Origin of the sequence: Winogradskyella flava, assembly GCF_014243395.1 — a bacterium.
In the GTDB taxonomy this organism is placed as follows: domain Bacteria; phylum Bacteroidota; class Bacteroidia; order Flavobacteriales; family Flavobacteriaceae; genus Winogradskyella; species Winogradskyella flava.
On record NZ_JACLCP010000001.1, the window covers coordinates 308499 to 334966 of the forward strand.

The window sequence follows — 26468 nt, forward strand, 5'->3', positions numbered from 1 at the left end:
GTTTTTAAAAGTTAGTTGTTCTATATTAAACGGAAATAAAACAAAGTCATCATGAAACTTAAAACAACTTTAATATTCTTGATCTTTACTTTGATTTTCTCATCATGCAGAAAGGAAGAGACCCAATTTATTGAGACACCTGAAGAGGAGATTTTGGGAGCCAATTCTAGTATCGCAACTCTAATACAAAGAACAACATCTAACGATGGCTCATTAGATAATATAGTTGATAGAGCGAATTGCTTTGATATCGCTTTTCCATATACTGTTGTGGTTAATAGCGTTGAAATAATTGTAACTTCACAAGAAGACTATGCGGTAATTGAATGTGTTCTCGATGAATCCGATGATGATGACAATACAATAAATATCAATTTTCCAATTACAATTGTGTTAGCCGATTTCTCCGAAATAACAATCAACAATCTATCAGAATTTAATAGTTACACCAGCGGTTGTAATGGAGAAAATATTGACGACGACGATATAGAATGTATTGATTTCAACTATCCTATAGAGGCTTCAATATTTAACCCTAGTAACGAATTGTTAGATACTATAATTATTGATAACGATAACGAGCTTTATAATTTTGTTGAAGACATAGATGAAGCCAATATCGTAACTATGGACTTTCCAATCACTGTAATATTAGCTGATAATTCTGAAATCAGTATTAACAACTTTGTTGAGCTTGAAACAGCTATCGAAAATGCCACCGACTCGTGCGACGAAGATGATGACTATGACTACAATGATGATGATTGTGACAATTGTACAACTCTTGCTGTTGAGGAACTACTAACCAGTTGTTCTAACTGGGAAGTAGACAAAATTGAACGCAATGGCATTGACTATGACGATATCTACGATGGCTATACGTTTAACTTTTTTAATAATGGAGCACTTTCCGTGTCGTGGAATACAACTACTGTTATGGGTACTTGGGTGGCAAGTGGTTCTGGAAATAATCTTGAGGTTCTAATTGATGTCCCAGCACTACCACTTTGTAACAATAATTGGATTTTACACGAATTAGAAAATTGTTCTGACGAAACAAAAGTAGACCTTAGGGTTGGTGATGATGATAGACTACGATATGAAAATGATTGTGATTAATCATATAAAAAATCTAGGACTCGTGAAAAGAAAATGGTTTTACAGATCACTATTTATGTTGAGCTTCGCAGCAATGATTTTGGCATGCTCATATGATGATGATGACCAAAACGATGACAACTCTCAAGAAATTTCACAAATTGAGAATAACGTACAATCTGGAACATGGCGAATTAGTAGCTATATAGATTCTGGGGATAATGAAACTAGTGATTTTAACGGTTACAACTTTACTTTTGAAGCTGATGGTGCTCTAGTGGCTACAAATGGCACAATCACTTACAACGGTACATGGTCTGTAAGGAATAGCAGTAATAGTAATGACGACAGCGACAGTGACAATGATATTGATTTCAATATTTTTTTTCCAGTACCAGACGATAACGACCTTGAAGATTTAAATGACGATTGGGATATTGTTAGCCATAATAGCGCAACATTGAGCCTCATGGATGTTAGTGGTGGCGATGGTAGTCCGGATACATTAGTTTTTCAAAAAAATTAAACCTGTCATTAAAAAAGGTATTACTAAATTATTTTTTATTAAGTTGAACGCAATACACCTTTGAGTAATAGTAGAAAATGACTTCGGAGCGTTTAGATATCTGAGGCCTTTTCTAATTAAATTAACTAACTTTAAATCACATTTATAAAAGAGCTCGCTCATGACAAAAAAAAAGATAATAATTTTTGCTGTAATATTAATTATTGCTGCAATATTTGGATACAACTACATTTATCAAGATCACAGGGATATTGAAACTGAAACGGCAGAATTTTCAATGCCCTCCTCTGAAATAGCAACACTGTTTTCTGAAGATATCACTTCAGCTGAACAAAAATTTTTAAATAAAACTATAGAGATCTCAGGGATAATATCAGAAATAAATACTAATGACATCACCATAGACGATAAGGCTTTTTGTCAATTTTCAGATGTTATTACAACAGCTCTAGATAAAACCGATACAATAAAAATAAAAGGACGCGTCATTGGCTACGATGACTTATTAGAACAAGTAAAACTAGATCAATGCACTATAATCAATTAACATGAAACATTATTTTACATTTATATTATTTTTGGTGACTATCTCATTAAATGCTCAAGACGATTTGTTGAGTGAGATAGATACAGATTCCGTAGGAGATCAATATGCAACAGCAGCTTTTAAAGGTTTAAAAGTTGTGAATTTTGAATCTACAAAACTTGTTGCTAAAAAAGAACTCACACTAATTGTTGCCCATCGATTTGGTAGTATAGAGAACGGTTTTGATAGTTTCTTTGGGCTCGATGATGCCGTAACTAGGATCAATTTTGTCTATGGTATTACTGATGCTATTAACGTTGGTGTGTCTCGTAGCTCATTTCAAAAGATATATGAAGCTTCAGCAAAATACAGATTAGTTAGACAAAAAGACAATGGGTTTCCTTTTACTATTGTCGGCTACAACTCTATATTAATAAATTCATCTTTAGAAGAAGATAACCTGCCAAAGTTAGAATTTAGTGATCGTCTGGGATATACCGCGCAGTTATTGATATCTAGAAAAGTAAATTCTAATTTTTCTTTTGAGATCGCTCCAACATTTTTCCATGATAATTTTGTGTTTGTAGACGAGCAGCACAATTCGCAATACGCACTTGGCTTAGGTGGTAGACACAAGCTTAGTAAGCGTTGGTCTGTTAATGTGGACTATGGCTGGCATCTTAATAGAGCTGATAACTCTCCTTTTAAAAATCCACTCTCAATTGGTTTTGATTTAGAAACTGGAGGTCATGTATTCCAAATGCATTTTACCAATGCGCAAGCCATGAATACTAATGGTTTCATCGGACAAGCCACAGGAGATTGGGCAGATGGAGATATCTACTTTGGGTTTAATTTAAGTCGTGTGTTTTAAAAAAATAATTATGAAATCAAAATATCCAATACTCATACTATTTGTAACATTGTTTTTTAGCTGTTCTTATAATAGTGAAGACGATCTATCTGAAGAAATTATAATTGATGATTTTGTTACTTATGACGCTAATATTAAATCAATTATAGACAATAATTGCATAAACTGTCACAACAATCCTCCAGTCAATGGCGCTCCAATGCCATTAATCACTTTTGATAATGTTAAGCAGGCTGTCGAAAACAGAAACTTAATAGGTCGTATTTCAGCTACAGATGGATCAGTTATGCCTGCTGGAGGACCAAGATTACCGCAAAATTTAATTGACCTTGTTATTCAATGGGAACAAGAAGGTTTATTGGAAAATTAACCCATGACGGACATATGGCATAATAAATGCTTCCCTAATGATATTAACTAAATTTAGATAAAAATTATACCATGAAAAAAATCACATTTATAGCACTATTCTGTGTAAGCTTAAGTGCTATCGGACAAAGCAAATACCTAACTAAAACCGGTTCATTAGATTTTGAAGCTTCAGTACCATCTTTTGAAGAGGTCGCTGCCAAAAACAACTCAGTAACAGCAATCTTAAACACAGAAAATGGTGAATTCGCAGCATTGGCTTTGGTAAAGGCTTTTCGTTTTAAAAATGCATTGATGGAAGAGCATTTTAATGAAAATTATGCCGAATCTGATAAACATCCCAAAGCCACTTTTAAAGGTAAAATAAACGGTTTTAAGTTTGATAATTTAAGTGCGTCAGAGGGTTCTACATCTGTTAATGGATCATTGACATTTCATGGTGTAACAAAAGAACTAAAAGATATTTCAATGACGATAAAGCTTGCAGACGGTAAAATTGTTTTATCAGGTAGTTTTAAAGTGCTAGTCTCAGATTTTGAAATTGAGATTCCAAAGATAGTTGCCAATAAATTATCTGACGAGGTCGATATAGATTTTAATTTTGAGCTAGCCAAAAAGTAATATGTCCCAGAACTAAAAGCGCAAGTGAATCACTTGCGCTTTTTTTACACCCACTTATTTTACGGAGAAAATCTCCCTTAATTGTGCTACCATATTTCCATTACCAGAAACTGTGATTTCGCCAATTTTATCAGCGATTTTCTCAACATATTCCATCTCCTTTAGCTTGTACAGCATGTCATTCTCTTCCATCAACTTTGCCGTATTTAGCAAGCTACGCGTAGAAGCTGTTTCTTCACGTCTCATAATAACATTAGCTTGTGCTTTCTTTTGTGCAACTAAAACTTGGTTCATAATATCCTTCATTTCACCGGTTAAAATTACATCTCTAATACCGCAGTTTAAAACGGTTACGCCTAGTTTAGAGGCACCTGCTTTTACGTCTTCAAATACAGCTTCTGCAATATTTTCTTTACGTTCTAGCAATTCATCTAAAGTGTAGGCGCCAACATAAGTACGCAAAACTAATTGCATAGTAATGTATAATTGCTTTTCGTAATCTTTGTTATCTAAAAGTGCTTTTTCTACATCTGTAACTTTGTACTGTGTGTAAAAGTTAATACGGATGGCCGCTTTATCTTTAGTTAACAATTCTTGTCCTGCAATTTCTAATTGGAGCTGACGTAAATCCACTTTAGCAATTTTAACAGTAGTATCATTTCTCCAGAAACGATAAGTACCACCTTCTAGAGTTTTTGTATATACATCATCTACTAAAAGCACCGCTTTCTCGTAAGCTGCTACTTCAAACGTTCTAATGTATTTACTAACTTCTAATTTGCTGAATAATGATTTGTCTAAGCTTTCTGTAATGTAGATTTTGCTTAAATCTACACGTACGTACTCACGCTCAATCAAACCTTTCCAGTATGCATAGCGACCAGAAGTTAAAACAGATTTAAAGTTGCCTTTTTCGTAAAGTAAAACCAATTCTCCGTCCTTTACCTCGATAACGTCTAGCATGTTAGCCAAAACCTCATCTTTTAATAAGATTTCTAATGCTAGTGGTGCTATGAAAATAGTACTTAAATCATACGTTAATACACGTTGATTTAAACCTAACCAGTGTACTCCTTGAGTAATTACCTTAACGTAATCACCTCTTTTGAATACTAAACCTACTTTTCCTACATTAATTCTTACTCGTAACATTATTTTTGTTTTTAAAATTAAACATTAGTGTTTGCCAACTAAGGCGATTTGGTAATACTTGTAACGGACGGATTACCAGCTTCAAAATGGTGTTGACGAGTTCAGCACTATTTAAAGTTTATCTTTATTTCTATTCCTATTTTTAAGAAAATAGTAGATTGCAAATCATCTCTTCCAAACGGAATTACTCATAGTAATATCAGTCATAATCAGTACAATGAAAGTCAGTCAAAAAAAGAAAACATCTCTATTTTATCTTTTTACTTTTAATCAAAGTAGTAACCACTTTTGAGATTACAAATCAGTAGTTCAAAGTATGTCTAAGATTGCTTTTTATTGAACACTAATGAGTTACTATTAAAGCCAATTTACAATCTACTATTTCGTCATTTTTATTGAGCAGTTTGACGGACTGCTTTTCTATCAGTTTTACAAGATGATAAGCTTTGGTGGACATCCTTTGTCCTTGAGCTGCATTTTAAGTGCAGTGCAGTGCTCTGCCAATTGAGCTACTCATTCTTAAATGAGATCGGATTCGAACCGACAACAACTACGCTTCTATTGTTCTAACCAGACTGAACTATCTCAGATACACTGAGAGTGGGAATCGAACCCACGACCTATAGAGTCGGTGACTATTATTTGGTTAACAGTCAAACCTTCAAGTCTAGTTGAATATAAAGCGTCATACATCTCTGCAACGAATTATACAATAGTGCTATACCGAAACACCCAACAAGACCAGCTTGATATTTTAGCCTCGCTTAATATTTAAGCGAGGCGGTTATACTTATTTTCTCTGATGTAAAGCATCTCTTCTATCAATTTCAGCTAAGGGACTTCCCTTGAAAACATCAATATTCTTGAATCCGTTTTCAGAAATTATTAATGAATCTTTTTCCTTAACTGCACCTCTGCGTATATTGCCATAATCTCCTGTTAGCTTTTTCGTAACTGGATCGACATCGCCCCAAAGCTTATTAGGCTTTCCATTATCTATAGGTTCAACAAAATAGATAATACCCGTAACCTGAGATTTAACAATAAATCGTCCACTATTTTCCGTTTTAAATAAAAACCTTTTTAAAATGTCATTTCTCATAACTACTAAATTTAAATTTTAGTGGAACAGACAGGATTCGAACCTATATCGCCAGAGCTTCAATCTGGTGCATTGACCAACTTTGCTACTGTTCCGGTTTAAGTGTCTATCAAGATTCGAACTTGATCTTAGAGGATATACCTCTTGTGCGAGCCATTACACTATAGACACCAGATAACCTGATAGGATTCGAACCTATAATACAAGAATCAAAATCTTGAGTGTTACCATTACACCACAGGTTATTATTGTAAGCTCAATAGGGTTCGAACCTATACCCCAAAGTCCGTAACTTTGAATGCTATCCACTACACCATGAGCTTATTTGTACTTCGCCTTTGATTCGAACCAAGAAGTCACACGGCTTAAACGTGTTGCCTTTTCCAGTTTGGCCAGCGAAGCATTAGTACAGGAAGAGAGATTCGAACTCCCAGTCTCTCGATTCTAAGCCGAGTGCGTTTACCGTTTCGCCATTCCTGCAATTTGTTGAGGTATTAGGAATTATTCATGGATATTCATTTTACTTTTTTGTATTCATGAATGCTTCGCATTTGAACCTAAATCGCCCGAGTTAAAAGCTCGGTGCTTTAACAATTAAGCTATACCTCAATTTGTACTCTATAAGGGAATCGAACCCTTGTCTTCCGATAGAAAGTCGGATGCACTAAACCACTATGCTAATAGAGCATTAAGCGGAGAGCAAAGGAATCGAACCTTAATTACCAAAATGGTAAACTTACTTAGCAGGTAAGCGCAACTAACCAGTATTTGCCTACTCTCCGTTTTGCGGAAGAAGTGGGAGTTGAACCCACACGAGTCGTTATCTCCTAACAGTTTTCAAGACTGCGGCCACCACCAATTGGCTTGCTCTTCCATTTTTTGCAGTACCGACGAGATTCGAACTCGCAACCTCTCGGGAGACAACCGAGCACTCTAACCATTGAGCTACAATATCTTTTGTGTAAATCGGCAAACCTAGGTTTGCCGATTTTCCTATTTCTCCTTTCTTTTGTTAATCACAATAAATTATTCAGTCGATTTTGAAACCATTTTTTAGGTTCGGCTTCGACTTCTCTTTTAGCCTGATTTTCTATGATTCTATTTTCGTTAGCTTGAATCTTTTTTTTCTTCTTTACTCGAGATAAAATGTCATCAACGTAACTGATAAAATCATTATTCAATGCTAATTGCTTTGCATCTTTAAGAACCTTCTCGGCTTCTACAAATAATGTCATACTTTCATAAAGTTGACCTTGTACTAAAGCGATACCTGCTCTATCAATTCCTTTTACAGTTTTAGCAAAGTCAATTAATCTTTGGGCTTCTTTGAAATCGTGATTATTAATTAATAATCTGATATAATCTGGATATATATCTGGCATATCCAATCTACTTGCTAAAGCCCTTTCAAAATAGCTTTTAGCCGTTTCGTTATCACCTAATTGCTCATAGTGCACCTTCGCCATTAAATACAAAGTTTTTACATTTTCTGGGTCATAAGACAAAGCATAATTTAATGCCTCTACTGCTTTTTCTAATTCCCAAGGATAGGCTTCTATCGCTTTGAACAAATAGCTGTTATGTAAATTATTTTCCATGATAGTTTTATTCAATAGTTCCTTACTGTTTTAAACGCATCACTTAAAGTGCTACTCTTAAAACTGTTCAGATTTTGTACTCTTAAATTTTTTGAAATAAAAAACCCGAAACAGTTTGCTTGCTTCGGATTCTTCTCTGGGAAATAAATTATCTACAGAAAATACCGAAGCCGTGTAAATGACTCGAGGTCATAACTTAAATTTTGAAATGCTACTTTATGTTTTAGCATGGCTTCTTGTTTTGTTATTAATTATGTTATTGAGAATTGTTTATTTAATTCTGCGATGCAAAGATGTAAACTATTTTTAGAAAAACAAATAAAATTTTAACTTAATTTATTGATTATCAATTGTTTATACTAATTTGAGGACAAAGAAATTCCTGTCCGCTTTATGCAGATAGTTGAAGGTTTTTGGCAAGCGTCTGTCTCCCAATTGCTTAGTCTTCAATACGTGTTATTTTATTTTTTAAAGTCTATTTTCAAATTCATCTAAATTTTTTCATAAAAAAAGCGTCCAATTTCTTGGACGCTTGTACTATTTATAGTTTTTGTATTTAAATCATAGGCAATTAATGATTAAAAATAGATACATAACGTCCCTGTCGTTGAAATAATTCAATACTATTTCCTCGATAATCCCACTGATACATCAGTGATTTAGGTGCTCTATGTGCTATTGTTTTAATCATTAGTGCTGCAAATATGACATAAACTGTGCCTAATTTCCAAATTTCTTAGCCACAAATTTTTTCAATTCGCTTATTCTAATGACTTACAAGTGAAACCTTTTAATACTTATTTATAACTGCTTATCTTTGTATAAAACGAAGAAATTATGTTATCAAAATCAATAGAAGCTGCATTAAATAAACAAATAAGAATAGAAGCAGAATCATCTCAAGTCTATTTAGCCATGGCTGTTTGGGCAGAAGTTAAAGGTTTAGAAGGCATTTCTAACTTTATGTACGATCAGTCTGATGAAGAGCGTGAGCATATGCTTAAACTAGTAAAGTTTGTCAACGAACGTGGTGGCCATGCACATATCTCTGAACTTAATGCGCCTAATGTTGAATTCAATTCATTTAGGGAAATGTTTGAAAAACTCTTAGCGCATGAAATCTTTGTGTCCGAAAGCATTAATGAATTAGTCCATATATCATTACAAGAAAAGGATTATGCTACTCATAACTTCCTACAATGGTATGTCGCTGAACAAATTGAAGAAGAAGCCGTAGCAAGAACAGTCCTAGACAAGATAAATATGATTGGAGATGATAAAGGTGGTTTATACTTGTTTGATAGGGATATACAGCAACTCACGATAAATTCTGCTGCCCAAGATTTAAACACAGGAGCTTAGCACAAGTGTTAAAATTTATTTAGAATAAATAAAAATAATTATTTTTGCGCCATTGTTTGAGTTCTGCAATGGGTAAAAAAAAGAAAAACAAAAAGTTTAAAAAGGAGCGTATTAAAGCTCTTAAAACTTCTGGGGTTGAAACTTTGGGAAAGGTAAAATCCAAATGCTGTAAAAAGTATAAGAAAGATGAGCATAAGCGCTGCAGAAAATGTCCGTGCTTCGACCTTCTTAAAAAAGTCGCTTAATACCTAATGATAATGTAATGTTTTTTCTAATTAACAGACTTAGATAAGCATGACACATACTTTCAAAGAATTTTCCACGGATGCACTTTTTAAAATTGGAGATGATGCTAATTTAAACGCGTTCTCTAAATCTCAACAAGTAGAGCTTTATACGTTCATCTGGGCAAATTCCGAAGCCATTAGTCTTATTATTGATAGCGTGCCATTAACTCTACCACCTAATAGCATACTAGCGCTTACACCTATTCAATATTTACAATATATAAAAGGCAATGACATCATTGTTTATCAATTTAACAGGGAATTCTATTGTATAAAAGATCACGATCAAGAAGTAAGTTGTGTTGGCATCCTGTTTTTTGGCAATACCAATATTCCAGTAATTCATTTAGATAAAAAAGAACAGCAGAAGTTTAAAATGCTTCATGAAGTCTTTATCGACGAACTGGAAACCGAAGATAATATCCAAGCAGAAATGTTACGTATGCTAATGGCTAGATTCATCATTAAAAGTACACGTCTCTTAAAAGCCAAAAATGGTCTAGTTGAAACACCTAAAAGCTCTAAAGTAGATTTATTGCGATCTTTTAATTTTTTAGTCGAGCAACATTTTAAGCAGCAGCATAGTGTTTCCTTTTATGCTGATCAGTTGTTTAAATCGCCCAAGACCTTGTCCAATAACTTTGCGAAACTTAATAGAAGTCCATTACAAATTATTCATCAACGTATTGTTTTGGAAGCTAAACGTCTGCTGACCTATACAGATAAAACGGCAAAAGAAATTGCCTACGAAGTCGGTTTTGAAGATGCTTCTCATCTTAGTAGACTATTTAAAAAATATACGTCTCAATCACCATCTGAGTTTAAAAAAGGTACAAAATCCTTAAGTTAGGAAAAATTGACAAGCCTAAGGGCAAATTCTTCATTTCATCATATTAGCTTCTACATCATCTTTGCACTGTAATACTAAAACAAGAAAAGATGACACTAAAAAACAAATCGATATTCAATCTTATTGAAATATTTAGAAGTAGTCCAAAACAAATCATGAATACTATTATTCCTAAAACACATTGTGAACATAAGCATCTTCACGATTACTACTGTGATGCTGAAAAACCCCACATTAGTTAAAAAGGAAAAAATGACAAGTCTTAGGGAATTATAATCATTTTATAAAAGACTAATCGATCGCAACTTTGTACCAACAAAAATTTCAAATAAACAATAATAAAATCGCTGAATTAAATTTCAGTATAAAAATTAAAATTATGAGCACATTTAATGTACCAACAAGAGAAGACGTAAGTACTAACAACCAAGCAATTTTCGATAACCTAAATAAAAGTTTAGGCTTTGTTCCAAACCTATATGCTACTTATGCGCATAGCGATACAGCATTAGAAAACTATTTAAACTTTGCCAATGCAAAGACTTCGCTATCTGCCAAAGAAAAAGAAGTAGTAAACCTTGCAGTAAGTCAAGTAAATGACTGTATGTACTGCCTATCTGCACACACCGCTATAGGAAAAATGAACGGTTTTACCGATGAGCAAATCTTAGAATTAAGAGCTGGTTATTCTTCAGTAAATATTAAACTAGATGCTTTAGCAAAATTGGCAAAAAACATAACTGAAAATAGAGGCAGAACTGACGAATCAGTTTTAGAAAACTTTTTTAATGCTGGTTATACTAAAGGTAACTTAATCGACACAATTGCTTTGGTTGGAGATAAAACGATTTCAAACTATATCCATAGTACCACACAAGTTCCTGTAGATTTTCCTGTGGCGCAACCATTAGAATTAGAAACTATTTAATAATTAATAAACTATAAATTTTAAAATCATGAAAAAAATCATTTCAATAGTAGTAATAGCATTGACCTTTACATTAACTGGTAATGCGCAAGATGGCATGAAAAAAGATGCTATGATGAAAGACTCAAAAGCAACAATTGTGTCTTTAGAACAAACCAAAGGTGAGTTTACCCAGAAAGAAATCACATTAAAAAAAGGTGATTATATCTTTGAAATCTCCAATAGTAATGTTGGTCATCAAGTAGGCTTTGTTTTAGTACCTAAAGGAAAAGATGCCTCTAAACCAGAAAACCATATAAAAACGGCTTATGTTACCAAGGCTGTAGAGAACAACTCAAAAGAAACATCTAATGTAACGTCATTGGCGAAAGGTGAATATGTGTACTTCTGCCCTTTGAATCCAACACCCCAATATACTTTGACTGTTGAGTAATTCAGTTCTTAAATATCATACATAAAATGATCAACAAAGTGCACAGCTTAACAGTTTTAAGTTGTGCACTTTATCATTAATTTGTAATTTCTATCGGTTTTTTTAGACTAATCCCCTAACTTAGTTAACTATAATATAAAAACCTATTCTATGAAAAAAGACTACTTGTTAAAGAAAATTTCCTTAAAACCAATACTGTTTAATACCCTTTTACTTTTTTTCTTTCTTGGTTTGAATGGACAAGAGATGACTTTGGGCAATACTGTAATACATACAGATTGGGATGTGTGTACATATTATCCACTACCAGATTCACATCGATCTAAAGTTGGAGTTCCTGAAAAGATAAAACAAAGAATGGAGAGTGGCCGAGGAGGATGCGCCACATTTATTGTTGGCTATAATGGTTTTACACCAGAAGCTCAAGCCGCCTTTCAGTTTGCAGTAGATATTTGGTCTAATTCTATAGAATCACCTATCCCAATTAGAGTATCTGCCAATTTTGGCCCTCTTGATCCAGGCGTTTTAGGCGGTGCAGGCCCAACTAGTTTTAGAACTGTTTTATTCTCTGGATTTCCTTCAAATACCGTTTTCCCTATTGCTCTGGCAGAAAAATTAACAGGTGCAGAAATACCAGATCCTCCTTCATCGACTTCAATAGACATCAATGCTACGTTTAGCAGTACTGCGAATTTCTATTTTGGTACTGATGGTAACACGCCATTAGGTCAAATAGATTTTGTGTCTGTAGTCTTGCATGAGCTGGGGCACGGTTTAGGGATTTTAGGCTTTGGTAGTGTTGATAACGAAAATAATCCTACAGTAGGAATCCTTAGAAATAGTGGTTTTGTGAACGTCTGGGATAATTTTATTGAGAATGGAACACCAGCTGCCATAACAAGTTTCCCAGATCCTTCCGCAGCACTCCTTTCAGAATTTACAGGTAATAATTTGTTTAGTAACGGCCCAATTACAACAGCCCAAAATGGAAATGTAAAGCCTTCGACTTATGCTCCAGTTACGTTTAACTCTGGATCTAGCTACAGTCACTGGGATGAAAACACCTATCCTGCTGGTAATCCAACATCATTAATGACACCATTTATTGCTCCAGGAGAAGCCATTCATGATCCTGGACTAGTAACACTTGGTTTTATGGAAGATATGGGTTGGTCTATTTGTGGAGGATCCTTGACGGTAGATGAATTTAATGTTGATTCTGTTGAGGTCAGTCCAAACCCATTTACAGAATCAGTAAACATTAAGTTAGCCAATGGCATTAATGATGATTACAATATAAATCTATTTGATATTAATGGGCGCGTTGTCATGAGTGAACGGTTTTCTGCCACAAATGGTACCATCACAATTTCTAATTTAGACCGCTTGGAGGATGCCTTTTATTTTATAAAAATCACCAACCTTAATAACAATAGTAGTATTACTAAGAAGATCGTCAAAAACTAAAACAATAATTCCTATAACAACAAAAAGAGCAATCCTAAGGATTGCTCTTTTTTAGTTTATAAAAGTCTTCCTATTTACCTAACATCAGTAACTCACTGCATACTACTTCGGTGATGTAACGCTTCATCCCATCCTTGTCTTCCCAAGAGCGTGTTGTAAGTTTACCTTCTATAGCAACTTCCTTACCTTTACCCACAAATTTTTCTACAATCTGTGCGGTCTTTCCCCAAGCCACAATATTATGCCATTGTGTATCCGTTACCTTTTCGCCTTGAGCATTTTTATAGCTCTCATTAGTTGCGATTGAAAATTTTGCCAAGGTCTTTCCAGACTCTAAATTGATGATTTCCGGATCGTTACCTAAATTACCAATCAACTGTACTTTGTTTCTTAATGTGTTCATGTGTTCTAAATTTTTAATGTTAAACAGTTAATACTATTGAACCCTTGTTGATTCAACACTGCAAAGATTATACAGCTTGCAAATTTTAGTCGGTAGTTACCTATTTACATACGTTTGTAATTGATTAAAAACGTTTGAAAATGATTAAATTAATGCAATTATAGGAATAATTGGAATTTTATGATGGATGTATTTATGCACTAGTTGTGCTTCATTATCTCTCACTCGATCGGAATGAAATATTTATCCTAACTTTCGAGAAACAACTAACCAATGATAAAATTCTTTAGAAAAATTAGACAAAAACTACTCTCTGAAAATAAATTCAGTAAGTATCTGATTTACGCAATCGGAGAAATAATTCTTGTCGTAATCGGAATTTTAATCGCATTGGGAATAAATAATTGGAATACTGAAAATCAAAGAAAAAATGAGCTGACAAGTAGCCTCGAAAGTATTTTGGAAGAAATAGCGATTACACATTCTTTGACCACAACAGATTTAAAAGAAATAGATTCTGTAATTCTAAAAACCCAGAAATCATTAAGTATACTCAAAACTAAAAATATTGATTCTGCTTATCAATTAAAAAACACATTAGGAGGTCTTGTGTATTTGCAATCATTTAAATTTGAGCTTCCTAGTACTATGCGATTTATTGAAGATGATAATTCAAAGAAATTAGAAAACTCGGAACTAAAAACCCTTGCCCTAAAATTAAAATCCGAAATATCATTTTTGGACTTTTACACTAATTATGCCACTACTCAATATCAATCCTTAATAGAACCATATGTTGTAAAAAACCTGAATCACGCTGAAATTCAAAATAGCACAACTTCAATAAATACAGGTCAAAACATCGATTATGCCGATTTGATTAAAGATTTGGAACTATCAAATATTTTAAACTTAAAATTAGAAACAGATAGTGGAGCCTTGAGGCGTGTGAGAGAACTTAATTTGACTTTAGAGAAATTGGAAAAAGAAATACGAAAAGAATTAAAAAAATAACGAAAGCACAACAATGGTTATAAACAATTACTTGCTCTCGCCAACTTCTGAAAATTGCTTACATCATTTCACTGCGCTCGTTTATATTCGATTTGTATTTACTAAATTAGGAGATGAAACACTCTTTATCTAATTAGGATGATATGAACAAATGTCTTAGAAAGCTTTCATTGTTGATATTGCTAACAGGTTTATGTAATATTTCTTTTGCGCAAAATATTATACAAGAATACGCACCGGTAAAAAACGATAGCATAAGAATTGGAAAAGGAGACAATGATTTCTTGCCTTTTATCCAAAGTGGTTATACCCTAATGCTTCCAGAAGACAAGACAATTAAAGGTGTGCTCATTTTTCTTGAGGATTCTGGATATGACAAAATGAATAGTAGTGCAAAGGAGATGTATACTCAAGCTTCTGAAATAGGCTTTGCAGTGTTGTCAGTTTCAACCGAAATTCCTTTTGACTTTTACTTTTCTGAGGTGTCTATGCTTACAGCACACAATCTCATTCATGAAGCTTTTTCTTATCATAAGTTGCCAAATGACAATATTTTCTTTTTGGGCGCAAGTTTGGTAGGGCATAGGGCCATGAGGTATATCCAATTTATGAAAGAGCGTGAGGATGCGTTTCAGCTTAATATAAAAGGTATTGTCATGTGTAATTTTACCTTGGACTGGACAAGAAAATGGTATCAACACGAACGCGATATACGAATCAACCGAATTAATCTTTGGGAGCCAAAGTTTATAAATTATATGCTGGAAACACATTTAAATGGCACACCTAAAACAGTACCTGAACATTATCACAATTTTTCATCGTACAGCTACTTTGATGAAAATAATGACAATATTAAGCTTTACAAAGATTATGCTGTTAGAGCATATATAGAACCCGCAATAAAATATCGCTTAAAAAAGTACTTCAGGACCTTGTATGAAAACAATTCGACAGATATCGTCGGATTCTTAGCCGAGTTAGAACTCGCAGGAAACGAAAACACAGAATTAATCGTTTTGCAGCCAGAAGATAAGTCATCACGAAACAAGAATACACAGACAACTTGGAGTACAATAGATAAAGATGAACTTATGGACTGGATCAAGAAGCAATCGCAAGAATAAACTAGACGCAACAAATGAACAAAACTATTATGCTTATTCTATTATTGATATCCTAGTAAAAAAAGGATTTCAAATTAAAGGAAAAGCCGAAATCATTGGAAAAAAGAATCCTAAATTTCAAGACATGGAAAGCACTTTAATTAAAATGACTGAAGGAAAGTTTTCGTTCGCAACAATTTCCAAAATCACTGTTACACATTCAAAACCCATTATTGCGCCGAAGTATATCCCTTATCCTAATACCACTGAAAAAGAACAAATTGAAAGTGCAAAGAAAGCGTATGGCTTGTAGTAGCTCGCACTCCTTTATCGTAAACATTTGTAAGCGAATATTTTGTAAATTAGATTTTAGATAATTTAAATCTCATGAAAAGAGAATGTCCAGAGTGTGGTGATAGAATCATTGGTAGAGTAGATAAAAAATTCTGTAGTGATGGTTGCCGCAACGCTCATAACAATCGTCTTAACAAAGACTCTAAAAATCTAGTAAGGAATACCAATAATCGCCTTAGAAAAAATTATAGAATTTTGGAAAGGCTCAATCCAAACAAAAAGACCAAATGCTCTAGGGCCAAAATGATAGAGCAAGGGTTTGACTTTAATTATATTACTAGCTTATACACAACAAAAGCTGGCACAACCTATTACTTTGTGTATGATCAAGGTTATTTACCCTTAGAGGGAGAATATTATGCTTTGGTCAAACGCGATGATTAAGAACCGCCTTTAGTGGTGCTGTTCCAGTTTTCACCTTTTAATTGAAGTGCTGCCTTTAAAATATCCTTTTGGCTAATCTGTCCTACCAATTTTCCATTTTCTACAATCGGAAAACGTCTAATCTTAGATTGTAAAAACTTGTTGGCGGCATCAAAGACGTCCATGTTACCATCAATAGTTTCGACATTCTTTGCCATTCGCTTTTCTACCTTATCATGCTCTAATGGCATATTGTAGTAACGGCTTTCGCTCAATTGTTTTAAACAATCACCTTCAGAAATGATACCTACCAACTCATTGCGATCATTAACAACCGGTCCTCCAGATATTTTGTATTTAATCAACGACTCTACCACTTCCTGCACAGATTGATCTGGCTTAAACGTTACAAGTTTAGTGGTCATATAATCCTTTACCTTGAGTGCTATTGGCTGTGTTGTATTTTGCTGTTGCTGTTTGCGAGCACCTTGAAAACTTTTAATTCCCATAACGTTATAATTTTAGAGTTCATTTTAAAGTTACTGAAAATTAATTGCTTAGCAAAATGTAAGGTGCTTGGTCTAACATTGTGTATTTTTATCGGCAAGACTTGTTATGACAATAAAAACGCAAATAAGTATCATTGGTTGTGGCTGGCTTGGACTTCCCTTAGCTGAATTTTTAATAGCCAAAGACTACAAAATCATAGGATCTACAACTTCTATAGACAAGCTTAAAATATTGAATGAAGCCGGAATTGAAAGCTTTTTAATTCAGTTAAATGAAGACGGTATTACTGGAAATCATTCAGAATTCCTAGCTGAAAGCGAGACTGTAATTGTTAATATCCCTCCAGGATTAAGAAAACATCCTTTGAAAAATCATATTCTGGAAATAAAGCATTTGATAACTGCAATCGAAAGGGCACAAGTTAAAAATGTGATTTATATTAGCTCAACTTCGGTGTTTAAGGATGAAGCTCATTTTCCCAAAATCGATGATACTTCTACACCAACCGCAACTTCCAACAATGCTAAACAACTTATAAAAATTGAGCAGATGCTTCAAGAAAATCCAAAGTTCAACACCACTATTTTGCGCTTTGGTGGTTTATTTGATGACAAACGTCATCCTGCAAAGTATCTTTCAGGGAAAAAAAGTATTGCAAACCCAAATGCGCCTATCAACTTAATTCATAAAAAAGACTGCATCCATATTATCTCTGAAATTGTTGGAAACAACATTTGGAATACGTCTTTAAACGCCGCATATCCTGATCATCCTAGTAAAGAAACCTACTATTCTGCCTATTGCAAAGACCATGGTCTTGAGCTGCCTAAGTTCGATTCAACAAGAAAAAGTATGGGGAAAATTATTGATAGCTCAAAACTGGAACAGCTTTTGAACTATAGTTTTAAACAGGCACTATAGAAATTAATAGTTTTTTAAGACCTATATGCTACAAATTTTATAGTTTTAGCCCTCAAAATTTATTTAAGATGAAACAGATTACAATTGCAGTTGTTATGCTTTTCTCGGTAAGTGTTTTTGCCCAGACTAATGCAGAATTGAAAAAACACTATGACGCTTATTACAAGCAAATGAAAAAACAAGGTGATGTACAAGGCATTATAAATGCTATGACGCATCTTAATCTTTTAGAACCATCTATAGCCCGACAAGATACATTAGCTTATCTATATCTTTCTGAAGGTAAATACATGCAGGCACTTAATACTTTAGGTATTGAAAAAAATGAAACCGATTCAGATATGAATGTAGAAGTTAAGGCTTTAGCGCTCAAGAATCTTAATCAGCCTAAATTAGCTTTAGAATATTATGAAATATTATTTGAGCGCAATCCCAATGTATACTTGTCATACGAAATGGCAGATATGAAATTGCAAACCAATGATATAGCTGGTGCTAAAAGCAACATTGAGTATGGTCTAGCAAATGTAAAAGATGATATGAAACGTGCGTTTTATGAAAGTCAGCAACCTTATGAGACGTCCATGAAAGCAGCATTGATGTATCTTAAAGGCATAATGTTGTTCTCAGAAGATAAAACCGCTAATATCGATACAGCTATAAAGTTTATGAACGATGCATTAGCTATCGATCCGAATTTTAACATGGCCAAGGTAAGCAGACAAGCTTTAGAAAATCAGAAAGCGCAACAAGCTACTACAGCAACCAAGAATTAAACAGTAAGACTATAACAAAAAAAATGCTGCCATTTGGCAGCATTTTTTGTTTATCATATAGCTTTCTTACCAAATTCTTACGCGTTTTTCTGGTGGTAAATACATAGCATCCCCTTCTTTAATATCAAATGCTTCATAGAACGCATCAATATTTTTAAGTGGTTGTGTTGCTCTGATAATACCTGGAGAATGTGGATCTGTTTTTATCTGTGTCTCCAAAGCATCTGGTCTACTTAATGTTCTCCATACTGTAGCCCAAGACATAAAGAAACGTTGCTCTGCAGTAAATCCATCAATATCTTCTGGTCTTCCATTTTCCTTAAAGTACAATTGTAGCCCATCATAAGCGCCTAATACTCCACCGAGATCACCTATATTTTCACCTATAGTGTTTCTTCCATCAATATATAAACTGTCTCCCATCTTAATAGCCGAATATTGTTCGACCAATTTATCTCCTCTTTTAGTAAACTCAGCTAAATCTTCTGGTGTCCACCAGTTTATTAAATTTCCATCACTATCAAATTGTGACCCTTGATCATCAAATGCATGAGAAATTTCATGACCTATAACCGCTCCTATACCACCATAGTTTACAGCCTCATCTGCTGTATAGTTATAAAATGGAGGTTGTAAAATTGCTGCCGGAAAAACAATCTCATTATTTAATGGATTAAAATATGCGTTTACCATTTGTGGTGGCATGTTCCATTCGGATTTATCAACTTTTTGACCTAAGTCAGCTAAGCTTTCTTTTAAATTCCAGTCAGAAAAAGCCATCATGTTATCAGCATAACTATTTCCCTCCTTTATCATCAATTCAGAATAATCTTTCCATTCATTAGGATATGCAATCTTAACTGTAAACTTATCCAGTTTTTCTATAGCTTTTGCTTTTGTCTCGGCACTCATCCAATCTAACTTATCTATTCTAGCTTTAAAGGCTGTAATTACATTGGCAATCATTTTTTCTGCCTTTTCTTTTGCTTCAGGCGGGAATTTCGCATCAACATATAACTTACCTATTGCCTCACCAACGCGTCCTGTGACGTGATCCATTGCACGATCTTCTGCCGGTCTTTGGCTTTCTGTACCTCTTAAGGTTTTACTATAAAAATCCCAATTGGCTTTTTCAATTTCAGTAGATAAAGAACCCGCTGCGCCATTTAAAGTATTCCATTTCATTATAGTTTTAATATCATCTAAAGGTGTAGATGATAATATCTCTTGAAGAGCTTTCATATATCTTAACTCCACGACATAAACCGTATCAAGTTTTTGTTCAACGCCAGAGTCTGAAATGAACTTATTCCAATTAACTGCTGGAGTCAATTCAGATAGCTGCTCAATACTTCTTGGGTTATTAAAATTACTAAAGTTACGTCTCTCAGTCTTATCGAATTGAGGTTCAGCCAATTTAGTCTCTAGAGCCAATATCATTTCAGCAGCATTTTTAGCTTCTACTTCGTTATAATCTATATACTGCATCATTCTAGTGACATGATCTACATATTGTTGACGACGCTCTTTAGACTTTTCATCTTGTAATACATAATAATCACGATCTGGTAACCCTAAACCGCCCTGTGTAATGTAAGGTGCATAAATACTGCTGTCGTTGATGTCTGGAAATATGGCAAGGTTAAAAAATGGTGCACCTACTCCAACTGTTTTTGCATAAACTTCTTGCATATCAGAAAGGCTATTAATACCGTCAATTGCATTCATTAAAGGCTCTATAGGTTTAGTTCCTAATTCATTTCTTGCAATAGTATCGAGTTCTGACTCAAAAAATAAAAGTGCCTTTTTCTGATCTGAGCCTTCTTTATAAGTACCAAGCTCTTTTGAAGTTTTTACAATATCTAAGACATCATTTCGAGTAGATTTACGCAATACTCCAAATCCTCCCCAACTAGCTTCCTCTTCAGGAATTGTAGTAGTTTTCATCCAGTTACCATTTACGTAACTGTAAAAGTCTTCTTTTGGATCTACCGTAGTGTCCATATTTTCCAGGATAATACCTGGAATTTTCTCTTCTGCCATGGCAGTGTCTTTCTTGGCTTCATCTTTACATCCTAGAATAGTAAAAAAAGCCAAACCTGATATCGCTAGAACGCGACTAAGATTGGTTTTCATGTGTTTGTTTTTGATTTGTCTATTATGGTCACATGCAGTTCGTTATCAATCATTCTACTAAGAAGATTACATTGCGAAAATGCTCGTGCCATAATTTGATTTTAGTTAATTCGAATTAAAAGTAGTTTGTAATAAGACCTTTAAAAATTCCTTTTGTTACAACTTAACAAAACTTTAAGATTATCAGAGACTAATATTCAGAGCTTATTTGGTCGAATTTATCGCGCTCCAATTTCTTATTGATTTGATAATTGAAATTTGAAAATGCTACAATAACTTCCTTTACACTTTGAAGCTTGTTCTCGTCTGGAATATTATCTAAAGTAAGATCGTCATGAAGTTTTAAGACTGAGGTTTCAACCATAGCCATTCTTGAAAGGATAGGATTTGTATTCAGATCTTCTGGCAGGCCAATTTTAAACTCTGCCACGAATTTCTTTAGTAGTTCTTTATCGCCATTAAAAAAAGATATATCCGCTTTTTTTAGATAGCCTATCTGAATAGCCAATTCTTGATAATTGTCCCAACTGGCAACAGCCTGTTCTCCAGTATTACTCAATACATAATCTGTATACTTCAAATTCTCAATAGCATGAGTCGTTATTGCTCTTTTTTGGCTTGTGGTTTCTGTATCTGTAGCATCACCCACTGTTTTATCATTTCCACAGCCAAATGATAAAAGACAAAATATATATAAAAGAATCAATTCAGCTTTCATGAATGCTTACAATTTGTTTGTAAATATACTTAAACTATTAGTTTGACTTTCCTAGTGTAATCATAAAACGGAAATTATCAACGTCACACCAAAAAGGGTGTTTTTCTGAAAATTTTAATTCTAATGCGTCTAAATTCTTTCTATTTTTGAGAATTCTATAAACACGCTATATGTCTTCAAAAATATTGATTATTGGTGCCTGTGGACAAATTGGTACAGAACTTACCGCAAAATTAAGAGAAATGCATGGCACCGAGAACGTCATTGCCAGTGATATAAATACACGGAATTTAGATTTAGTCAACTCTGGTCCTTTTGAGATCATTGATGCTAAAAACTATAATGCCATTAAGGATTGTTGCAAGACCTATAGCATTGATACCGTTTACTTAATGGCGGCTTTGCTCAGTGCTACCGGTGAAAAGTATCCTATGGAAGCTTGGGATCTTAATATGAATTCCTTGTTTCATGTGCTTAATCTAGCCAAAGAAAGCACTATAAAAAAAGTATATTGGCCTAGCAGTATTGCCGTTTTTGGGCCTACAACTCCAAGAGAAAATACGCCTCAGCATACTATTTGCGAACCTACAACGGTTTATGGAATCACTAAGCAAGTTGGTGAACGTTGGTGTGAGTATTATCACAAAAAATATGGGGTTGACGTAAGAAGTTTGCGTTATCCAGGTATCATTAGTCATAAAGCTATGCCTGGTGGAGGTACTACGGATTATGCTGTAGAAATCTATCACGAAGCAATTAAAAATGAAAGCTACGAGTGCTTTCTTTCTGAAGATACAAGTCTACCCATGATGTTTATGGAAGATGCTATTAAAGCTACCATAGATTTGATGGAAGCACCTTCTGAACACTTGAGTATAAGATCTTCTTACAATCTTTCTGCAATATCGTTTACACCAAAAGAAATCTATGACAGTATAAAAAAGAATATACTAAATTTTAAAATCACTTACAGACCAGACTTTAGGCAGGCTATTGCCGATAGTTGGCCATCATCTATTGATGATTCTGTGGCAAGAAATGATTGGAATTGGCAGCATCGTTTTGATTTGGATGCTATGACTTCTGAGATGCTAAAAGAATTGAAGAAAAAATATAATTCTTAAGAGTTGCAAAAAACAAAAAAGTCTAGTGAAAATACTAGACTTTTTTTGCTCCTCTTCTTGGGCTCGAACCAAGGACCCTCTGATTAACAGTCAGATGCTCTAACCAACTGAGCTAAAGAGGAAGATATTTTTCGCTTTAGCGAGCGCAAATATAAATTATTTTTTAATCTCTACAATGTGAAATCCCATTTTTTGTGCTAAAATTTCTTAATTGGCCCGGTCTGTGTCAGACAATTGATTATATTTAAAATGAAATAGTCTAGATTATAGAAATATCTATTATTAAGATATTAAGTTCAATTATGAAAAAGCATTTTTATATCTCGTTTTTAATCTTAAATGCTATACTTTTTAATCCATTAAGTACATCCGCGCAACAAACTAACAACACAGAACAAAGATACACTACTTTCGACAAATTGGTTGGTTCCGAAAACACGAGCCTGTATCAAGGACGTCTATACATTGAAAAATATAGAACAATAAACAATCGCCAACAATTTTTTAAATCTATTGAGTTTATTATCGGAGATGTTTGGTACAAAGGACAGTCTTATTTTAACCAGCTACTAAAATATGATGTTTATGAAGATGAATTGTTGTTAAAGCTTGAAGAAAGCGAAAACATCCTAACATTATCGAAAAAAGATATCGATTCTTTTAGCCTTGGAAAAGATCAATTTGTCAATCTTAAATTAAACACATTGCCGTTAGAGTCATTTGGTTATCACAAGGTATTATTCCAAGATTATAAGTTCACGCTTTATGCCAAATACCACAAAAATATTTGGCAACTTAAAGATGATAATTATGCCTATTATGAATTTACAGATGCAAAAACAAAATATGTTTTATTATATGATGAGGACTACTATATCTTAAATTCAAAAAAAGATATTATAAGTGCTTTTCCAAATCATAAAAAGGAGATAAAGAAATTATACAATAACGCTAAGAAGAGACATAAAAAAGATTCTGATGCAATTATGACAACTGTTGTTAGACAGCTAGAATCTATTATTTAAACTGGTCACTGCGCTATGAGTCTTAAAAAAGCAATACTTTACTTACTCTTATGCAGTGTCTCCGTGCTTAGCAGTCAAAACGATATTCCTAAGATATCAATAACTATAGATAACCAACCTCTAACGGAAGTTTTTAAAACTATTGAATCACAAACAGAATATAAACTTTATTACATTGATAAATGGTTTAATGGCAATACCATATCTGTGAATTATACAGATATTTTCGTAGATCAACTATTAAAAAAAGTCTTAGCACAAACAGATATAAATTTTTTCATAAAAGATAATACTCATATTTATCTCACTAAAAATAATGTTGTTTATAATACATTACCAGAAGATTTTTTCTCTATCTATAAGAAAAAAGATACACTACAATCCCAGACGAGTAATCTTCAAACTGAGAAGACAGCACCATTATTTACCAAAAAGATAGCCACAAATAATGGTAGTAAAATTACAACTTACCGAATTGGTAAGGAAAATGCAACCAATTTAAGAAGAACCGCAGTCCTCTCAGGTAAGATTACTAATGTCTCAAATGGGAAACCTATCTCAGATTTGTCTATAGTAATACAAGAAAGACAGAAAGGGACATCTACAGGCAAGGACGGTTCATACAAAATAGAACTTCCTATTGGAACTCATATTTTGACTGTTCAAGGCCTCGGTTATGAAACACGGAATTTAAGAGTGATAATGTATAATGATGGCGCTCTAAATTTAAGAATGCAAGACAGTGCTGAAGCTTTGGATGAAGTAGTAATTACTGGGAACAGAGACAGAAATGTAGAAGAAGCTATAACCGGAATTATAAAAATTGAGGTGGAACAAATAAAGACTATGCCTTTAGTACTAGGAGAACGGGATATTTTAAAAGCAGCACTTACCTTGCCTGGCATAGCAAATGCAGGTGAAGGGGCTTCAGGTTTTAATGTTCGCGGTGGTAAAACAGATCAGAATCTTGTGCTATTGGATGATGGTGTTATTTATAATCCAACACATTTTTTCGGAATATTTTCAGCATTAAATCCATTTAGCACTGGCTCCGCGACAATATACAAAGGAAGTATTCCTGCTGAGTTTGGTGGTAGATTATCTTCTGTCTTCGATTTAAAAACAAAAACTCCAAATACTTCTGAGTTTTCGGGAGAGGCAGCCATAGGTCCTGTAACAAGTACCGTTGTCTTAGAAACACCTATAGTTAAGGATAAATCAGGATTATTAGTGGGAGGAAGAGCCACATATTCCGAATGGATATTGAGGTCATTAGACAATGATGATTTAAGAAATAGTCAGGCTTCATTCTTCGATATCATAGCCAAATACAGTCATAGTATTAATGAGAATAATGACATAAAAGCAACAGGATACTACAGTAGAGACGCCTTTAGCATAACGTCCGACTCTATTTTTGCTTACAGTAATAGAATGGCATCTTTAAGATGGAATCATAAATTCAATGAAAAAAATAGGGGCAGGCTTATTTTAACCAATAGCCAATATAAATTCAATATAGAATTTGATGGCAAAACCAACACAGACTTTGATTTAGAATATGTAAACAATGAAAGTGAGTTCAAAGCTGAGTTTGATTATCTGCATAGTAAGATTCATAAGTTTAAATATGGGCTCTCTGCTAAATTGTATGAAATTGATCCTGGACGTGTTGACCCTTTAGGTCCAGATTCAGAAACTGCAAAAATATCTATACCGCGAGAAAGAGCCCTTGAGACGGCATTATTTATATCCGATAATTATAAAGTAAGTGATAAATTACGTCTAGAAGCAGGAGTACGATTCTCGCTTTTTTCTGCTCTGGGAGAAGGGATACAACGCATTTATGAAGACAACGGTCCACGCAATGCAAGTACATTTATTGAGACAAGAGCATTTGATAAAAATGAAATCATAAAGACCTATGGTGGTCCAGAATTTAGAATTTCTGGGCGTTATTTTTTAAGCTCAGATTTATCAATAAAGGCCAGCTTTAATAATACCTTTCAATATGTCCATACTCTAAATAGTAACACAACCGTTTCCCAAACAGACACCTACAAGTTGTCGGATTTAAATATAAAACCGCAAAAAGCGAACCTATTTTCATTAGGTATATTTAAAAACATTGAAGGGAATAAATATGAACTTAGTTTTGAGGGATACTATAAAACACAGCGCAATTTGCTGGACTTTAAAGTAGGAGCACAATTATTATTAAATGAACAAGTAGAGGCAGAAGTGCTTCAAGGTGATGGAAAGGCCTATGGCGTAGAGTTGCTCCTAAGGAAAAATGAAGGGCGACTAAATGGCTGGTTATCTTATACTTACGCACGTTCGTTTATACGTTTGAATAGTGAATTTAGCGAAGAACGTGTAAATAACGGAGACTTTTTCCCAACAAATTATGACAAACCACATGATTTTAGCTTAGTAACAAATTACAAGTTTACACGTCGCTTTAGCGCCTCTGCCAATTTTGTGTATCAAACTGGCAGGCCAGCTACATTTCCATTAGGGAATTTTGAGTTTAATGACTCGGACTACGTTTTTTTTAGTGACAGGAATTCGTTTAGAATCCCAGATTTTTACAGGTTAGACCTTAGCTTTAACGTAGAGGGAACCCATAAGATTAAAAAGTTTGCACATAGTTTTTGGAATATTTCGGTTTATAATGTTCTAGGAAGAAATAACCCTTATTCTGTCTTTTTTGTCACAGAGGATGGCAAAGTTAAAGCTTTGCAGAGTTCTGTTTTTGCCGTTCCCGTTCCAACCATTACCTATAATTTTAAATTCTAAAGTATGGCCTCTCTATTTAAAATTAA

At 33.9% G+C, this 26468-nt stretch carries 28 protein-coding genes and 7 tRNA genes; 21 read left to right on the forward strand and 14 right to left on the reverse strand.

All coding sequences use genetic code 11. From position 1 onward, the window contains the following. Positions 1-51 precede the first annotated feature (51 nt). The 6 genes from H7F21_RS01240 to H7F21_RS01265 all read left to right on the forward strand — a co-directional run bounded on the left by H7F21_RS01240 (position 52) and on the right by H7F21_RS01265 (position 4014). Positions 52-1119, forward strand: a complete 1068-nt coding sequence (locus H7F21_RS01240) for a hypothetical protein (RefSeq protein ID WP_185787423.1) — start codon at positions 52-54, stop codon at positions 1117-1119. A 22-nt stretch (positions 1120-1141) separates the two neighbouring features. Then, complete coding sequence (locus H7F21_RS01245) at positions 1142-1624, forward strand: hypothetical protein (RefSeq protein ID WP_343067401.1); 483 nt, start codon at positions 1142-1144, stop codon at positions 1622-1624. A gap of 160 nt (positions 1625-1784) precedes the next feature. Continuing rightward, positions 1785-2171, forward strand: coding sequence for an OB-fold protein (locus H7F21_RS01250; RefSeq protein ID WP_185787424.1), 387 nt, complete (start codon positions 1785-1787; stop codon positions 2169-2171). A 1-nt stretch (position 2172) separates the two neighbouring features. Continuing rightward, positions 2173-3024 (forward strand): DUF5777 family beta-barrel protein, encoded by an 852-nt coding sequence (locus H7F21_RS01255; protein WP_185787425.1) that lies wholly within the window; start codon positions 2173-2175, stop codon positions 3022-3024. Between the two features lie 10 nt (positions 3025-3034). Further along, the gene (locus H7F21_RS01260) at positions 3035-3394 is read left to right on the forward strand and encodes a hypothetical protein (protein ID WP_185787426.1); all 360 of its coding nucleotides are present in this window, start codon (positions 3035-3037) and stop codon (positions 3392-3394) included. 71 nt (positions 3395-3465) lie between these two features. Further along, positions 3466-4014: a YceI family protein gene (locus H7F21_RS01265; RefSeq protein WP_185787427.1), complete on the forward strand. Its 549-nt coding sequence runs from the start codon at positions 3466-3468 to the stop codon at positions 4012-4014. Positions 4015-4068: 54 nt separating this feature from the next. Here H7F21_RS01265 and H7F21_RS01270 read toward each other — a convergent pair whose 3' ends face one another. The 9 genes from H7F21_RS01270 to H7F21_RS01310 all read right to left on the reverse strand — a co-directional run bounded on the left by H7F21_RS01270 (position 4069) and on the right by H7F21_RS01310 (position 7866). Beyond that, a complete protein-coding gene (locus tag H7F21_RS01270; RefSeq protein ID WP_185787428.1) occupies positions 4069-5166 on the reverse strand; it encodes a slipin family protein in 1098 nt (365 codons plus the stop codon). 790 nt (positions 5167-5956) lie between these two features. Then, complete coding sequence (locus H7F21_RS01275; protein WP_185787429.1) at positions 5957-6268, reverse strand: hypothetical protein; 312 nt, start codon at positions 6266-6268, stop codon at positions 5957-5959. Positions 6269-6290: 22 nt separating this feature from the next. Beyond that, positions 6291-6363: transfer RNA gene (locus H7F21_RS01280), tRNA-Phe, on the reverse strand. A gap of 79 nt (positions 6364-6442) precedes the next feature. Then, positions 6443-6513 (reverse strand) — tRNA-Gln (locus H7F21_RS01285). Between the two features lie 162 nt (positions 6514-6675). After that, positions 6676-6748, reverse strand: a tRNA-Leu gene (locus tag H7F21_RS01290). A gap of 134 nt (positions 6749-6882) precedes the next feature. After that, positions 6883-6955, reverse strand: a tRNA-Glu gene (locus H7F21_RS01295). Positions 6956-7055: 100 nt separating this feature from the next. Next, positions 7056-7142 (reverse strand) — tRNA-Ser (locus H7F21_RS01300). A gap of 8 nt (positions 7143-7150) precedes the next feature. Further along, positions 7151-7223, reverse strand: a tRNA-Asp gene (locus tag H7F21_RS01305). Between the two features lie 61 nt (positions 7224-7284). Next, positions 7285-7866 carry a tetratricopeptide repeat protein gene (locus tag H7F21_RS01310; RefSeq protein ID WP_185787430.1) on the reverse strand — a complete coding sequence of 194 codons (582 nt, stop codon included), beginning with the start codon at positions 7864-7866 and terminating at the stop codon, positions 7285-7287. An 837-nt stretch (positions 7867-8703) separates the two neighbouring features. On the opposite strand from H7F21_RS01310, the gene H7F21_RS01315 reads away from it, so the two are divergent. The 6 genes from H7F21_RS01315 (at position 8704) to H7F21_RS01340 (ending at position 13193) form a co-directional block, all read left to right on the forward strand. After that, positions 8704-9228: a ferritin gene (locus H7F21_RS01315; RefSeq protein WP_185787431.1), complete on the forward strand. Its 525-nt coding sequence runs from the start codon at positions 8704-8706 to the stop codon at positions 9226-9228. A 294-nt stretch (positions 9229-9522) separates the two neighbouring features. After that, a complete protein-coding gene (locus tag H7F21_RS01320) occupies positions 9523-10365 on the forward strand; it encodes a helix-turn-helix domain-containing protein (RefSeq protein ID WP_185787432.1) in 843 nt (280 codons plus the stop codon). An 89-nt stretch (positions 10366-10454) separates the two neighbouring features. Beyond that, entirely contained in the window at positions 10455-10607 is a 153-nt protein-coding gene (locus H7F21_RS01325) for a hypothetical protein (protein ID WP_185787433.1), read from the forward strand. Between the two features lie 137 nt (positions 10608-10744). Beyond that, a complete protein-coding gene (locus H7F21_RS01330) occupies positions 10745-11293 on the forward strand; it encodes a carboxymuconolactone decarboxylase family protein (RefSeq protein WP_185787434.1) in 549 nt (182 codons plus the stop codon). A 28-nt stretch (positions 11294-11321) separates the two neighbouring features. Next, a complete protein-coding gene (locus H7F21_RS01335; RefSeq protein ID WP_185787435.1) occupies positions 11322-11726 on the forward strand; it encodes a cupredoxin domain-containing protein in 405 nt (134 codons plus the stop codon). Between the two features lie 150 nt (positions 11727-11876). Next, positions 11877-13193 carry a T9SS type A sorting domain-containing protein gene (locus tag H7F21_RS01340; protein WP_185787436.1) on the forward strand — a complete coding sequence of 439 codons (1317 nt, stop codon included), beginning with the start codon at positions 11877-11879 and terminating at the stop codon, positions 13191-13193. 70 nt (positions 13194-13263) lie between these two features. Here the strand turns inward: H7F21_RS01340 and H7F21_RS01345 are convergent, their stop codons facing one another. After that, positions 13264-13596, reverse strand: coding sequence for a single-stranded DNA-binding protein (locus H7F21_RS01345; RefSeq protein ID WP_185787437.1), 333 nt, complete (start codon positions 13594-13596; stop codon positions 13264-13266). Positions 13597-13869: 273 nt separating this feature from the next. Between H7F21_RS01345 and H7F21_RS01350 the strand changes: the two genes are divergently transcribed. The 4 genes from H7F21_RS01350 (at position 13870) to H7F21_RS01365 (ending at position 16454) form a co-directional block, all read left to right on the forward strand. Then, positions 13870-14610 (forward strand): DUF6090 family protein, encoded by a 741-nt coding sequence (locus H7F21_RS01350; RefSeq protein WP_185788592.1) that lies wholly within the window; start codon positions 13870-13872, stop codon positions 14608-14610. A gap of 143 nt (positions 14611-14753) precedes the next feature. Next, the gene (locus tag H7F21_RS01355; RefSeq protein WP_185787438.1) at positions 14754-15737 is read left to right on the forward strand and encodes a hypothetical protein; all 984 of its coding nucleotides are present in this window, start codon (positions 14754-14756) and stop codon (positions 15735-15737) included. Further along, complete coding sequence (locus H7F21_RS01360; RefSeq protein WP_185787439.1) at positions 15697-16029, forward strand: hypothetical protein; 333 nt, start codon at positions 15697-15699, stop codon at positions 16027-16029. The genes H7F21_RS01355 and H7F21_RS01360 overlap by 41 nt, the downstream gene beginning before the upstream one ends. A 74-nt stretch (positions 16030-16103) precedes the next feature. After that, positions 16104-16454 carry a hypothetical protein gene (locus H7F21_RS01365; RefSeq protein ID WP_185787440.1) on the forward strand — a complete coding sequence of 117 codons (351 nt, stop codon included), beginning with the start codon at positions 16104-16106 and terminating at the stop codon, positions 16452-16454. On the opposite strand, the gene H7F21_RS01370 is transcribed toward H7F21_RS01365, so the two are convergent. After that, positions 16451-16942, reverse strand: coding sequence for a CBS domain-containing protein (locus tag H7F21_RS01370; protein ID WP_185787441.1), 492 nt, complete (start codon positions 16940-16942; stop codon positions 16451-16453). The genes H7F21_RS01365 and H7F21_RS01370 overlap by 4 nt on opposite strands. A 106-nt stretch (positions 16943-17048) precedes the next feature. Between H7F21_RS01370 and H7F21_RS01375 the strand changes: the two genes are divergently transcribed. Together H7F21_RS01375 and H7F21_RS01380 are read left to right on the forward strand one after the other, a co-directional pair. Next, a complete protein-coding gene (locus H7F21_RS01375; protein ID WP_185787442.1) occupies positions 17049-17864 on the forward strand; it encodes an NAD(P)H-binding protein in 816 nt (271 codons plus the stop codon). Positions 17865-17932: 68 nt separating this feature from the next. Continuing rightward, positions 17933-18640, forward strand: coding sequence for a hypothetical protein (locus tag H7F21_RS01380; protein ID WP_185787443.1), 708 nt, complete (start codon positions 17933-17935; stop codon positions 18638-18640). A 66-nt stretch (positions 18641-18706) separates the two neighbouring features. Here H7F21_RS01380 and H7F21_RS01385 read toward each other — a convergent pair whose 3' ends face one another. Beyond that, positions 18707-20776 carry a M13 family metallopeptidase gene (locus H7F21_RS01385; RefSeq protein WP_185787444.1) on the reverse strand — a complete coding sequence of 690 codons (2070 nt, stop codon included), beginning with the start codon at positions 20774-20776 and terminating at the stop codon, positions 18707-18709. Between the two features lie 190 nt (positions 20777-20966). Then, positions 20967-21494: a hypothetical protein gene (locus tag H7F21_RS01390; protein WP_185787445.1), complete on the reverse strand. Its 528-nt coding sequence runs from the start codon at positions 21492-21494 to the stop codon at positions 20967-20969. 170 nt (positions 21495-21664) lie between these two features. Here H7F21_RS01390 and H7F21_RS01395 point away from each other — a divergent pair, with 170 nt between their 5' ends. Beyond that, positions 21665-22618, forward strand: a complete 954-nt coding sequence (locus H7F21_RS01395) for an NAD-dependent epimerase/dehydratase family protein (RefSeq protein ID WP_185787446.1) — start codon at positions 21665-21667, stop codon at positions 22616-22618. 48 nt (positions 22619-22666) lie between these two features. Here H7F21_RS01395 and H7F21_RS01400 read toward each other — a convergent pair. Continuing rightward, positions 22667-22740 (reverse strand) — tRNA-Asn (locus H7F21_RS01400). A gap of 180 nt (positions 22741-22920) precedes the next feature. Between H7F21_RS01400 and H7F21_RS01405 the strand changes: the two genes are divergently transcribed. Both H7F21_RS01405 and H7F21_RS01410 read left to right on the forward strand, forming a co-directional pair. After that, entirely contained in the window at positions 22921-23643 is a 723-nt protein-coding gene (locus H7F21_RS01405) for a hypothetical protein (protein WP_185787447.1), read from the forward strand. Positions 23644-23658: 15 nt separating this feature from the next. After that, positions 23659-26442 carry a TonB-dependent receptor gene (locus H7F21_RS01410; RefSeq protein ID WP_185787448.1) on the forward strand — a complete coding sequence of 928 codons (2784 nt, stop codon included), beginning with the start codon at positions 23659-23661 and terminating at the stop codon, positions 26440-26442. The last annotated feature ends 26 nt before the right edge of the window (positions 26443-26468 follow it).

Excerpts from the sequence above, each read along its gene's own strand:
- H7F21_RS01320 (WP_185787432.1), top strand. The coding sequence starts at position 9,523 with ATGACACATACTTTCAAAGAATTTTCCACGGATGCACTTTTTAAAATT.
- H7F21_RS01260 (WP_185787426.1), top strand. The coding sequence starts at position 3,035 with ATGAAATCAAAATATCCAATACTCATACTATTTGTAACATTGTTTTTT.
- H7F21_RS01375 (WP_185787442.1), top strand. The coding sequence starts at position 17,049 with ATGACAATAAAAACGCAAATAAGTATCATTGGTTGTGGCTGGCTTGGA.
- H7F21_RS01355 (WP_185787438.1), top strand. The coding sequence starts at position 14,754 with ATGAACAAATGTCTTAGAAAGCTTTCATTGTTGATATTGCTAACAGGT.
- H7F21_RS01380 (WP_185787443.1), top strand. The coding sequence starts at position 17,933 with ATGAAACAGATTACAATTGCAGTTGTTATGCTTTTCTCGGTAAGTGTT.
- H7F21_RS01275 (WP_185787429.1), bottom strand. The coding sequence starts at position 6,268 with ATGAGAAATGACATTTTAAAAAGGTTTTTATTTAAAACGGAAAATAGT.
- H7F21_RS01360 (WP_185787439.1), top strand. The coding sequence starts at position 15,697 with ATGAACTTATGGACTGGATCAAGAAGCAATCGCAAGAATAAACTAGAC.
- H7F21_RS01325 (WP_185787433.1), top strand. The coding sequence starts at position 10,455 with ATGACACTAAAAAACAAATCGATATTCAATCTTATTGAAATATTTAGA.
- H7F21_RS01390 (WP_185787445.1), bottom strand. The coding sequence starts at position 21,494 with ATGAAAGCTGAATTGATTCTTTTATATATATTTTGTCTTTTATCATTT.
- H7F21_RS01310 (WP_185787430.1), bottom strand. The coding sequence starts at position 7,866 with ATGGAAAATAATTTACATAACAGCTATTTGTTCAAAGCGATAGAAGCC.
- H7F21_RS01240 (WP_185787423.1), top strand. The coding sequence starts at position 52 with ATGAAACTTAAAACAACTTTAATATTCTTGATCTTTACTTTGATTTTC.
- H7F21_RS01250 (WP_185787424.1), top strand. The coding sequence starts at position 1,785 with ATGACAAAAAAAAAGATAATAATTTTTGCTGTAATATTAATTATTGCT.
- H7F21_RS01350 (WP_185788592.1), top strand. The coding sequence starts at position 13,870 with ATGATAAAATTCTTTAGAAAAATTAGACAAAAACTACTCTCTGAAAAT.
- H7F21_RS01365 (WP_185787440.1), top strand. The coding sequence starts at position 16,104 with ATGAAAAGAGAATGTCCAGAGTGTGGTGATAGAATCATTGGTAGAGTA.
- H7F21_RS01330 (WP_185787434.1), top strand. The coding sequence starts at position 10,745 with ATGAGCACATTTAATGTACCAACAAGAGAAGACGTAAGTACTAACAAC.
- H7F21_RS01410 (WP_185787448.1), top strand. The coding sequence starts at position 23,659 with ATGAGTCTTAAAAAAGCAATACTTTACTTACTCTTATGCAGTGTCTCC.
- H7F21_RS01395 (WP_185787446.1), top strand. The coding sequence starts at position 21,665 with ATGTCTTCAAAAATATTGATTATTGGTGCCTGTGGACAAATTGGTACA.
- H7F21_RS01385 (WP_185787444.1), bottom strand. The coding sequence starts at position 20,776 with ATGAAAACCAATCTTAGTCGCGTTCTAGCGATATCAGGTTTGGCTTTT.
- H7F21_RS01335 (WP_185787435.1), top strand. The coding sequence starts at position 11,322 with ATGAAAAAAATCATTTCAATAGTAGTAATAGCATTGACCTTTACATTA.
- H7F21_RS01370 (WP_185787441.1), bottom strand. The coding sequence starts at position 16,942 with ATGGGAATTAAAAGTTTTCAAGGTGCTCGCAAACAGCAACAGCAAAAT.
- H7F21_RS01255 (WP_185787425.1), top strand. The coding sequence starts at position 2,173 with ATGAAACATTATTTTACATTTATATTATTTTTGGTGACTATCTCATTA.
- H7F21_RS01405 (WP_185787447.1), top strand. The coding sequence starts at position 22,921 with ATGAAAAAGCATTTTTATATCTCGTTTTTAATCTTAAATGCTATACTT.
- H7F21_RS01265 (WP_185787427.1), top strand. The coding sequence starts at position 3,466 with ATGAAAAAAATCACATTTATAGCACTATTCTGTGTAAGCTTAAGTGCT.
- H7F21_RS01345 (WP_185787437.1), bottom strand. The coding sequence starts at position 13,596 with ATGAACACATTAAGAAACAAAGTACAGTTGATTGGTAATTTAGGTAAC.
- H7F21_RS01340 (WP_185787436.1), top strand. The coding sequence starts at position 11,877 with ATGAAAAAAGACTACTTGTTAAAGAAAATTTCCTTAAAACCAATACTG.
- H7F21_RS01270 (WP_185787428.1), bottom strand. The coding sequence starts at position 5,166 with ATGTTACGAGTAAGAATTAATGTAGGAAAAGTAGGTTTAGTATTCAAA.
- H7F21_RS01315 (WP_185787431.1), top strand. The coding sequence starts at position 8,704 with ATGTTATCAAAATCAATAGAAGCTGCATTAAATAAACAAATAAGAATA.